Origin of the sequence: Rhodococcus sp. IEGM 1379, assembly GCF_030056815.1 — a bacterium.
Lineage (GTDB): Bacteria > Actinomycetota > Actinomycetes > Mycobacteriales > Mycobacteriaceae > Rhodococcus_F.
This window is the reverse complement of the sequence record NZ_JASHKR010000120.1, coordinates 1-10,265: the sequence shown is the minus strand read 5'-3', so window position 1 is coordinate 10,265 and position 10,265 is coordinate 1. Positions and strand designations below refer to the sequence as shown.

At 61.6% G+C, this 10,265-nt stretch carries 12 protein-coding genes; 5 read left to right on the top strand and 7 right to left on the bottom strand.

Annotation, left to right across the window (positions count from 1 at the left end; genetic code table 11):
• Nucleotides 1-36: 36 nt before the first annotated feature.
• Genes cydB through cydC form a run of 3 tightly spaced genes read left to right on the top strand, consistent with a single transcriptional unit; the run spans nucleotide 37 to nucleotide 4,489 of the window.
• On the top strand, nucleotides 37-1,080 hold the full coding sequence (gene cydB, locus QM600_RS27785; RefSeq protein WP_283264983.1) for a cytochrome d ubiquinol oxidase subunit II: 1,044 nt from the start codon (nucleotides 37-39) through the stop codon (nucleotides 1,078-1,080).
• A 42-nt stretch (nucleotides 1,081-1,122) separates the two neighbouring features.
• The gene (gene cydD, locus QM600_RS27780) at nucleotides 1,123-2,811 is read left to right on the top strand and encodes a thiol reductant ABC exporter subunit CydD (RefSeq protein ID WP_283264982.1); all 1,689 of its coding nucleotides are present in this window, start codon (nucleotides 1,123-1,125) and stop codon (nucleotides 2,809-2,811) included.
• Nucleotides 2,801-4,489 (top strand): thiol reductant ABC exporter subunit CydC, encoded by a 1,689-nt coding sequence (gene cydC, locus QM600_RS27775; protein ID WP_283264981.1) that lies wholly within the window; start codon nucleotides 2,801-2,803, stop codon nucleotides 4,487-4,489. The genes cydD and cydC overlap by 11 nt, the downstream gene beginning before the upstream one ends.
• A 223-nt stretch (nucleotides 4,490-4,712) precedes the next feature.
• Here the strand turns inward: cydC and QM600_RS27770 are convergent, their stop codons facing one another.
• The 7 genes from QM600_RS27770 to QM600_RS27745 all read right to left on the bottom strand — a co-directional run bounded on the left by QM600_RS27770 (nucleotide 4,713) and on the right by QM600_RS27745 (nucleotide 8,776).
• Nucleotides 4,713-5,354: a heme-binding beta-barrel domain-containing protein gene (locus QM600_RS27770; protein ID WP_094274777.1), complete on the bottom strand. Its 642-nt coding sequence runs from the start codon at nucleotides 5,352-5,354 to the stop codon at nucleotides 4,713-4,715.
• 262 nt (nucleotides 5,355-5,616) lie between these two features.
• Nucleotides 5,617-5,922 carry a DUF1416 domain-containing protein gene (locus tag QM600_RS27765; protein WP_283264980.1) on the bottom strand — a complete coding sequence of 102 codons (306 nt, stop codon included), beginning with the start codon at nucleotides 5,920-5,922 and terminating at the stop codon, nucleotides 5,617-5,619.
• A gap of 4 nt (nucleotides 5,923-5,926) precedes the next feature.
• Nucleotides 5,927-6,760, bottom strand: coding sequence for a sulfurtransferase (locus tag QM600_RS27760; protein WP_283264979.1), 834 nt, complete (start codon nucleotides 6,758-6,760; stop codon nucleotides 5,927-5,929).
• A gap of 63 nt (nucleotides 6,761-6,823) precedes the next feature.
• Nucleotides 6,824-7,294, bottom strand: coding sequence for a DUF4395 domain-containing protein (locus QM600_RS27755; protein ID WP_283264978.1), 471 nt, complete (start codon nucleotides 7,292-7,294; stop codon nucleotides 6,824-6,826).
• 135 nt (nucleotides 7,295-7,429) lie between these two features.
• Nucleotides 7,430-7,582, bottom strand: coding sequence for a putative leader peptide (locus tag QM600_RS30050; protein WP_502943124.1), 153 nt, complete (start codon nucleotides 7,580-7,582; stop codon nucleotides 7,430-7,432).
• Complete coding sequence (locus QM600_RS27750; protein WP_283264977.1) at nucleotides 7,527-8,000, bottom strand: thioredoxin family protein; 474 nt, start codon at nucleotides 7,998-8,000, stop codon at nucleotides 7,527-7,529. The genes QM600_RS30050 and QM600_RS27750 overlap by 56 nt, the downstream gene beginning before the upstream one ends.
• Nucleotides 7,997-8,776 (bottom strand): LmeA family phospholipid-binding protein, encoded by a 780-nt coding sequence (locus QM600_RS27745; protein WP_283264976.1) that lies wholly within the window; start codon nucleotides 8,774-8,776, stop codon nucleotides 7,997-7,999. Before QM600_RS27745 ends, QM600_RS27750 begins: the two co-directional genes overlap by 4 nt.
• Before the next feature lie 141 nt (nucleotides 8,777-8,917).
• Here QM600_RS27745 and QM600_RS27740 point away from each other — a divergent pair, with 141 nt between their 5' ends.
• The gene (locus QM600_RS27740) at nucleotides 8,918-9,670 is read left to right on the top strand and encodes a winged helix-turn-helix transcriptional regulator (RefSeq protein WP_283264975.1); all 753 of its coding nucleotides are present in this window, start codon (nucleotides 8,918-8,920) and stop codon (nucleotides 9,668-9,670) included.
• Nucleotide 9,671: 1 nt separating this feature from the next.
• Nucleotides 9,672-10,265: mycothiol synthase (gene mshD / locus QM600_RS27735; protein ID WP_283264974.1), on the top strand; the 594-nt coding region annotated here is incomplete at its 3' end.

Sequence of the window (10,265 nt, the reverse complement as noted above, 5' to 3'; positions counted from 1 at the left end):
CCCAAACAACTGTCGTTCGCGTACTAGGAGGCGATCATGGGACTTCAAGAAGTATGGTTCGTGCTCGTCGCAGTACTGTTCGTCGGCTACTTCGTTCTCGAAGGATTCGACTTCGGTGTTGGAATGCTCATGCCGATTGTCGGCAAAGGTAGTGGAGTACCGGCAGATACGCGTCGACGCGTAGCGCTCAACACCATCGGCCCCGTCTGGGACGGCAACGAAGTGTGGCTGATCACAGCGGGTGGCGCGATGTTCGCAGCGTTCCCGGAGTGGTACGCGACTTTGTTCTCCGGGTTCTATCTGCCGCTACTGATTATCCTGGTGGCCTTGATCGTTCGTATCTGCGCCATCGAATGGCGAAGCAAGATCGACGACGACAAATGGCGCCGGCGCTGCGATTGGGGCATCATCATCGGCTCCTGGGTTCCCGCAGTCCTGTGGGGTGTCGCCTTCGCGAATATCGTTCGGGGCGTGGAGATCAACGCCGACAAGGAAGTTGTGTCGGGGTTCTTCGATCTGCTCAATCCGTACGCGCTGCTGGGCGGCTTGACCACTGCTCTGGTGTTCGCTCTGCACGGCGCGGTCTTCTTGGCCCTCAAGTCTGCTGACGAGGTCCGCGAAGATGCCGTGAAGATTGCGGCGCGGCTTGCCATTCCGGCAATCCCCGTAGCCGGTGGATTTGTCCTGTGGACACAGCTCGCCTACGGCAAGGGCTGGACGTGGATTCTGGTTGGCCTCGCAGCTGCTGCGCTGATCGGTGTGGTCTTCCTGACCCGCGCCGAGAGGGAAGGGTGGGCATTTGTTCTCACCACAGTGGCCGTTATCGCCACCGTCGTGTTGCTGTTCGCCTCACTGTTCCCGAATGTCATGCCGTCCACACTTGATCCGGCCTACAGCCTCACTATCGAGAATGCGTCGTCGAGTCCCTACACCCTCAAGGTGATGACCTGGGCTGCAGCGTTCATGACACCCGTCGTGATCCTGTACCAGGGCTGGACGTACTGGGTGTTCAGAGCGCGAATCTCAAGCAAGCAGATTCCGCCGTCGATCGGGCTGAAGTTCAAAGCCAAGTCGTGGTAAATGCGACATTGAAACCTCGAAAGAATTGACGGTCGAATTCCAATGACAATCGAGGTAGGCGACGCTCCCGCCGTTCGGGAGCGTCGCCGGGGACCGATCGATCCAAGGCTCTGGCAGCATTCCGCTTCTGCCCGTGGGTACCTGATTCTGACAGTCGTCCTGTCGATGGTGAATGTCGTGATGGTTATCGTCACGGCGCTCATGATCGGCCGGGTGCTGGCCGGAGTCATCACCACCCGAACCGTCGATATTTCTTCGTGGGCAACCGAACTGGTTGTACTCGCCGGTGCCGTCGGGATTCGGGTGCTGGGCACGTGGCTGCAAGCGCGGTTCGCCCACCGCGCGTCCACCCGAGTGGTTGCGGAGATCAAGAACGGGGTGCTCGCGTCGGCGACGGCGATGAGTCCTCGCGATCTCGACCCGCGCCGCGACGAGATTGCCACAGTCGTCACCCGTGGCGTCGACGGTCTCGCTCCCTATCTGACGGGCTATCTGCCCGCGCTGATCCTGTCGGTGACATTGACACCGATCACGCTGATAGTCATTGCCGTGCAAGACATGACGTCGGCCGTCATTATCTTCGTGACGCTGCCCCTGATCCCGATCTTCATGATCCTGATCGGGCTTCTGACGAAGGGAAAGTCCGAGAAAACTCTCGCGGCGATGACCACTCTGTCTTCACAATTGCTCGATCTTCTGGCTGGGCTGCCCACATTGCGGGCGCTCGGCCGTCAAGAGGGGCCGGCCGAGCGAGTCCGGGAACTCGGGGAGTCACATCGTCGAACCACGATGTCTGCCCTTCGTGTCGCATTCCTCTCGTCGATGGTTCTGGAACTCCTTGCCACACTGTGTGTTGCATTGGTTGCAGTCAGTATCGGTTTACGGCTCGTGTATGGAGACATGTCCCTCGAACCGGGCATCGTCGCGTTGATTCTTGCTCCCGAGGTTTACCTGCCGCTCCGGATGGTGGGGACACAGTTTCATGCAGCAGAAGACGGAATGGCTGCTGCGGACAAGGCTTTCGAGCTCATCGAGGCGGAATCGGCTGCGCCGGCGGGTGGAAGTGGCATGGTTGTTGCTTGCGGCGCCGACATCGCTTTCGGCGCGTTGAGCGTAAATTCCCGTGGTGGGGTTGCGCCGTACCAGCTTTCGGGGACGGCAAGGCCCGGCGCGATCACCGTGCTTACCGGTCCGAACGGCTCCGGTAAGACAACGGCAGTGCAGGCACTTCTGGGGTTGATCGAACCGGACAGCGGATCGGTGACTGTCGACGGATCGGATGTCCGTAACCTCGACGATTCGCATTGGTGGGCGCAGGTAGCGTGGCTCCCACAGCACCCGGTTCTACTTCCGGGAACGATCCGGGAGAACCTGTTTCTCTCGGGGCCTATCGATTCCAAAGCGTTGAAGAAAGCCGCTGCGGCAACCGGATTTGACGTAGTTGTCGCGGAACTCTCCGCAGGACTGGACAGCGTGGTGGGTGCCGGCGGTTCGGGGTTGTCCCTGGGGCAGCGTCAGCGACTCGCATTGACGCGAGTCCTCGCATCGGACAGACCCGTGCTTGTCGTGGACGAACCCACCGCCCACCTGGATGAGGATTCGGAGAAGATGGTGTTGGCGTCCCTGCGAGCGCGAGCCGAACGCGGCGACACCGTCATCGTGATCGGACACCGACCGAGCGTGCTTGCTGCCGCAGATCAGATCATCGAGGTTCGTGCACATGAGAACTGACCGCCCAGACCCGTTGCTCCGTGCACTTGGTCTACTCGAATTACAACCGAGACGCGTTCTGCTGGCCGTCGGGGCGGGCGTGGCAACCCTCGGAAGTGCGTTGGCGCTGGCTGCCTTGTCGGCGTGGTTGATCACCCGGGCGTGGGAAATGCCACCCGTGTTGGACCTCAGCGTGGCAGTGGTTGCCGTACGCGCCCTCGGCATTTCGCGAGGAGTGTTCCGCTATCTCGAACGCTTGACGACGCACGACGTTGCGCTGCGGGGGACCACGGCAGCACGCGCACAAATGTATTCGCGACTGGCGTCCGGTGATCCGGCCGCAGCCGCCGGTTTGCGTCGAGGCGATCTATTGGCACGCACCGGCGCCGACGTCGACGCGGTTGGCGATGTGGTGGTGAAAGCGCTTGTTCCCATTGCAGTATCGGCAATTCTTGCTGTCACTGCCGTCGGCATTCTGTTGTTCATCTCCATTCCCGCGGCGCTGATTCTGGCAGTCTCTCTGGCAGTCTCCGGAATTGTGGCGCCGTGGCTGTCGGCGAGGGCTGCGCAGATGGCGGAAGCCGATAGTTCCGCTGCTGCAGTGAGGTTCAGCAAGTCCGCTGTGACGGCGCTGGATCATTCCAGTGAACTCCGAGTCGCCGGACGGTTGGACAGTGCGGTGAACGATGCCGTAGCCGCAGAACGTGATGTTGTAGACGCCACCGATCGGGCCGCGGCGCCGAGCGCTTTTGCCGCTGCCGCAACACCTCTCGCGATAGGCGTCAGCGTACTGGCATCGCTTCTGATCGGCATTGTGCTGTACGGCGAGACCAGCATGTCGCCGATGGCGCTCGGCATATTGGTGCTGCTCCCCCTGTCTGCATTCGAGGGAACTGCGGTTTTGCCCAGTGCCGCAGTGGCATTGACCAAGGCAAGATTGGCGTCGGCACGAATCATGGCCGTGCTCGACCGTGCGGATGAGGAAGTAGTCGAAGGTGATCGCACGTGGCCGGACGCTGCGACTCTCCACGTAGCTGGACTCCGCGCCGGATGGCCCGGTGGAAACGTCACCGAACCGCTCACGTTCGACTTACGTCCCGGCGCTCGGATCGCACTGATCGGTGACAGTGGCTCCGGAAAAACCACAGCGTTGATGACTCTGGCCGGACTCCTTGCGCCAATCTCCGGGACCGTAGCTGTTGGCGGTGAAGCGATCTCGGAGATCGACCCTGCCGAACTACGCCGGCACATCGGATTCTTCGCGGAGGACGCCCATCTCTTCGAGACTTCAGTGCTCGAGAACCTACGTGTGGCCCGCGGTGATCTCACTCCTTCGGCTGCCGAGGCAGTTCTCCGGCGCGTCGGTCTCGGCGATTGGCTGGGGAACCTGCCCGTCGGACTCGACACAGTCCTGGTCGGCGGCATGCGAGCAGTATCGGGCGGGGAGCGTCGGCGGTTGCTGTTGGCGCGGGCGCTCATCTCGCCTGCTGAAATCTTGCTTTTCGACGAACCGACCGAACACATGGATGCCGAAGTCGGTGCCCAGTTGATCCGCGAACTACTCGATCACCAGGGCAATCTGCTCGAACCTTCGCGGGCAGTCGTCGTCGTCACGCATCAACTTCCCGCTGACACCAGCGCTGACCAGGTGATACGCGTCGGAAAGGTTTCTGCGGAAAATACGTTGCCGTCTCGCTGAACTGGGCGTACTTTCTCCAGTACACAAGGAAGGAGGTGGTCTGAAATTGAATGACAGACGGACGCGTGAGGTGGCTGTCAGCTAGCCGCAATCGCTGAAGGAATTCACTTACCGTGCGAGCGGCCGGCGAATCCCAGGCAGCCACCCGACCCCTGAGCCCCCGATCAGTCCGACCGGGACCTGCGCGAAATCGCAGGTAAGGCTCGGGGGTCGCTCCGTGTAACTATCCGATGTAGCGCGTCAGGCGCGCCGAGAGACGGGGCTCGAGGGCGCCGTCAGCAAGAATTCGTTCTTCGACGTAAGCGAGGTCGCCGCCTTCGACGATGCCGTACAGACGCTTCGCACCGCCGTAGTGTGCGCCGGACTGGCTGCGGATCACGACGTCGGTGGCGAGTTCCCACGACGACTGTGTGAGCGCGGTGCCGTAGTACATTTCCACGACGCCGGAGCTGTGGGTGAGGAGTAGTTCGACTACTTCCTCGTTGACGCTGCCCGGGATGCCGTCGCCGCCCATGCGCCAGTAACCGCTTTCGCGGGTGTCCGGCTTGGTGTACTTGCCCTCGGCGTCGAGAACCCAGGAGCGGGACTCCCAGCACAGGTAGGGACCACCGTCGTGGGAGATGACGATTTGCTGTCCGAAGACGTAGTCGCCGGTTTCGGGGTCGTGACCTTCGCCTTCGCCGCGCCAGACGCCGACCAGCGGCAGAAGGGCGAGCAGAGCGGGGTTGATATCCGGGCCGAGCCGCAGATTTGCGGTGTCCTCGGGCAACGGAAGATCCGGAAGGGTAGGAATGTTGAGAGAAGCTGTCGACTTGGAGCGTTCGACAGCTATCGCGACTGCCTCATCCCCACTGCCGCGTTTGATGGCGCCTGCAGTGCTGGAATCGTCAGCGGTCGCGTCAGACCCTGAACCCGGAGCTTGGCTCACGACTCGTCGGTGACCAAGCGGTACACGACGTACACGGAGAACCAAGCGATCATGACGGATGCGAGTGCGAGAAGTACCTCGAAGAAGATGACCACAACGTCATCTTAGACCGCGTCGACCTACCGGAAAAATCGGGACGCCGAGGGATGGGAAAGGCCCCGTACCGAACCGGTACGGGGCCTTTCCTCGAGCTTGTGAATTAATTGCTGACTGTGACGTCCACGTTGTGGATGCCCGAGCCCTCGGGGCTCACTGCTGCAGTGCCGTTGCCCGAGCTGGAGAGTGCACGCACGGTCCAGGCGCCGGGGGCGGAGAAGAAGCGGAAATCTCCGGTAGCGGAAGCGACGACCTCGGCGGTGAATTCGCCGGTGCTGTCGAGGAGGCGGACGAATGCGCCGCCGATGGGCTGGCCGTCAGCTGCGAGGACGCGGCCGGTGATAACCGTTTCCTTCTCGACGTCGACGCCGGCAGGCAGGGTCTGGCCCTGAGTAGGTGCTCCGCACATATTCTTATGCTCCCAATTCGATCGGTGCGCCGACGAGTGAGCCGTATTCGACCCAGCTGCCGTCGTAGTTCTTGACGTTGTTCTTGCCGAGGATCTCCTGCAGGACGAACCAGGTGTGGCTCGAACGCTCGCCGATGCGGCAGTAGGCGATGGTGTTCTTGGTGTCGTCGAAGCCCTTGTCGGCATAGAGCTTTGCAAGGTCATCGTCGGACTTGAAGGTGCCGTCCTCGTTGGCGGTGGTACTCCACGGGATGTTGATGGCCGTGGGTACGTGGCCGCGCTGCTGCGCCTGCTCCTGCGGAAGGTGAGCGGGGGCGAGGATCTTGCCGGAGAACTCGTCGGGGCTACGGACGTCGACGAGGTTCACGGAACCGATGGAGCTGATGACCTCGTCGCGGAATGCGCGGATCGAGAAGTCCGGTGCCTCGGCCTTGTACTGCGTTGCGGGACGGGTAACTTCGTCCTTCGACAGCTCGCGTCCGTCGAGTTCCCACTTCTTGCGGCCGCCGTCGATGAGCTTGATGTCCTGGTGGCCGTACAGCTTGAAGTACCAGTAGGCGTAAGCGGCGAACCAGTTGTTGTTGCCACCGTAGAGAACGACGGTGTCGTCGTTGGCGATTCCCTTGGCTGAGAGCAGGTCCGAGAACTGCTCCTGGTTGAGGAAGTCACGGCGGACGCTGTCCTGGAGGTCCTTGCGCCAGTCGAGTCGGACTGCGCCTTCGATGTGGCCGCCGTCGTATGCACTGGTGTCCTCGTCGACCTCGACAAAAACGGTTTTGGGGGCATTGAGGTTCTGCTGCGCCCAGTCAGCGGAGACTAGGACGTCGGAGCGAGCCATGGTGTTCCTTCCGGTGTGTTCTTGCTTAGGTCGTTTTTGGTAGAGGTTGTGGGAGAAACGTTTTCAGGCTGTCGACGCTCTTCCGGTGTTTCGGAACCGAGCAACGAGAGGGTAGATCTGGCAGCCGAGGCAGATGCCGAATGCAGCATTGAGCAACGCGGCAAAGAGTGCGAAACCGGTAGCGACGGTGCCGACGACGGTGGATCCGGCAAGGAATCCGACGGTTCCGGCTACGGCGAAGACGAAGCCTACGAACTGCGCGAAGCGCAGTGGCGTAACAGGTTCACGTGCGGTGACGGGCGAAATTCTGGGTGCGACGAGCTTGCCGAAAATCTGTCCGTAGGGGCTTCGCTTGGGGCCGGCTACCGCGCCGATCGCGAACACGATTGCTTGTAGTGCAAGGAGGATCGTGGCTGCAGGTAGGGAGAAGGTCGAGAGGATGAGCGTCAGAACCAGTACGGCGGTGGTGACCCAGGCGGCGAACCGCGGGCCACGAACGTCTACTTGCTGGATCTGGGTTGCGGTTGTGGACATCGGAAGTGCTCCTGCGCTGGATTGCATTGCATGGTGCTTGCCTGGACCGAGAATGGTGGACCGAAAAAGTCCGATTCGGTGGAGTGATCACGTGAGCAGAAGCTCGAATGTCAGCGAGAGCCGACAGGTGTGTGATCAACAACAGGTACAGCAACAGCCACCGAGGCGGCACAGGTCGACTGCGCGGCGTCGGGTGAGCAACAGCTCGTGGCGGGTTTGCACGTTCGCGACTTTACCCCGTAATCGAGGAATTTGGATCGTCGGGCGTCGAAAAGGGTGTGAGCGCATTTCTCAAGTCCGTCGTGGACGGCACTCCGGGCACCCGGAACTTCTCGACGAGGTTGCCGTCGAGGATGAAGGTGGTGGGCAAGGAGAGGACGCTCATTTCCCTGGCCAGCGCTGGGTGTTTGTCGATGTCGAGTTCGATATCGGTGGGTGGTCGCGGCATGTCGGCCATCGACGTCACTACCTGGTCGACTACGCGGCGCACTGCGGCGCAGGGTCCGCACCAATCCGCGGAAAAATGCAGGACGACGGGCCCACCGGTGGACTGCACACCGGCCGCGACCAGGAGTTCGGTCCGGCCCTGGGCTGAGTTCGGGGGTGCCGCTGCGCTCGCGCGAACCGTTCCGTTTCGCGATTTGAGAAACAGTCCGACGGCGACGACGGCAACGAGGGCGACGAGCAGAATTGTGATCCCGGTCATGGGTTCTGAAGTTCCGCGAGATCGATGACTGTGTTTTCGGTGCTTCCTTCGATCACGATGCGGCCGCCTTCTGCGTAGACGAGATTGGGCTTCACATTGAAGGGGAGTGACTGGGGGTCGATGGTGTAGCTGAACATCCCCAGGATGACGGGTTCGAGTGCTGTGGGGATGGAGAAGTCGGCTTCGCCTTCGGGCCCGAAGTAGAGGTTGCTGGCAACGATCTTGACCTGACCTCCGTCGAGGACCAGATTCGCTTGAACGCTGACCGGTGTTTCGACGGGACCAACAGCGACGGTTCCGGTCAGGACGACGGCTCCGGCCGTGGTTGCGCCCGTGCCTCCGCTCCCGCCCGTGCCGTCGGATTTGTCGGCCGGCGGCGAAGAAACCTGCAGGTCAGGGATGCCAAGGAGTTTACCGAGATCAGTTGCGTTGATGCCCATCCTGCCGTCGAGTTTGTCGACGGGGAGTTGGGTGACGTTTCCGTTGATCAAGTCGGTGAACGGCACGGAGACTCCGCGCAGATCCGCTTCGACGGTGACCTCTCCGATGATATTGCTTTGAACGCCCGTCGCTCGGATGTAGACGTCCTTGTATTTCCCGTTCAGCGCCTGCGTGATGAATGGGAAACCGTTGAACGTGACTTCGGGGTCTGCGTCGAGTGAGGCACCTGCTCGGAGTTCGCGCGAGACGCGGTATTCGGCGTACGCAGCAGCGCCGAAATCGGCGACCAGTCCGATGCCGAGGAGGAAGACGATACCGATGATCAGTTTGCGCACCGCACCATTGTGACCGACTCGGGCCGAGGTTCGGTGCGACGGCCCCGGTACTGCGCGCGCTAATGTAGTGACCGACCAAAAGGGTCGAATTACTCGGGCGTCGCCCTGTCAGGGTGCACGGGCTATTAGATAGGAGACAGTGTGGAGTTGCTTCTCCTCACCTCCGACCCCAACCCGGAGGCAGTTCTCCCGGCGTTGGCGCTGCTGGCGCACTCGGTTAGGCCCGCTCCCACTGAGGTTTCCTCACTGCTCGAAGCGAGTTCTGCCGACGTCGCACTGGTGGATGCACGCATAGATCTGGCTGCTGCGCGCGGCTTGTGTCGATTGCTCGGAAGCACAGGTTCTGCTGTACCCGTTGTGGCTGTTCTCACCGAAGGCGGGCTTGTTGCCGTCAATGCGGACTGGGGGTTGGACGACATCCTCCTGCCCGGTACCGGGCCTGCGGAGGTGGACGCCCGATTGCGATTGTTGGTGGCCCGTAGTGGCGGCGTTGCCAGTCCGGAAGCGTCGGGAAAGATCACGCTGGGCGAATTGGTTATCGATGAGGGGACGTACACGGCACGACTGCGTGGACGGCCCCTTGATTTGACTTACAAGGAATTCGAGCTTCTCAAGTATCTGGCGCAGCATGCGGGACGGGTTTTCACTCGGGCGCAGTTGTTGCAAGAGGTGTGGGGTTACGACTTCTTCGGTGGCACCCGCACGGTGGATGTCCACGTGCGTCGTTTGCGCGCCAAACTTGGCACCGAATACGAATCCTTGATCGGTACAGTCCGAAATGTCGGATACAAGGCCGTGCGACCCACGAGGGCCAAGAACGGCACCGCTGCGCCGGTCCGGTTCGAGGACGACGAGGATGTCGACTACGAATCGGCGGACGGAACGATGGTGTGACATGAGTTGGAGCGATTCACTGCAGTCGGAACAGGCTCGGCAGGTCTCGGCGCTGCTCGACCGCGCCACGGAATTCGACGGCAAGGCGCCGGTGTCCGAGCAGGGTCGTCATGCGATAGCCGGTCGCGGGCAGGCTCGACATTTTGCCGTTCGGGACGACAGCGATGTTGTGGGATATGCACAGCTGCAAGCAGGTTCGGGTGAGCACCCGGACATGGCGGAGTTGGTAGTCGATCCCGCGCGTCGACGGCAAGGGATCGGAACCACCCTTGCCGCTGCGGTATTCGACGAAGGACGCCTCGGCACCACAGTGTGGGCTCACGGAAACGTCGACGCGGCAAAGGCTTTCGCGCAGTCGTTGGGGCTTGTTGTGGCCCGCGAACTGCTGCAGCTACGACGGTCACTGGACGCGCCTCAGCTTCCCGAAATCTTTGTGCCGGAAGGCATTGTCGTCAGGACCTACGGTGGCCGCGAAGATGATTCGGAGATTCTTCGCGTCAATAGCGCCGCGTTCTCCTGGCATCCCGAACAGGGCGGTTGGACGCAAGCGGAGATCGACGAGCGCACGGCCGAAGAGTGGTTCGATCCGGCGGGG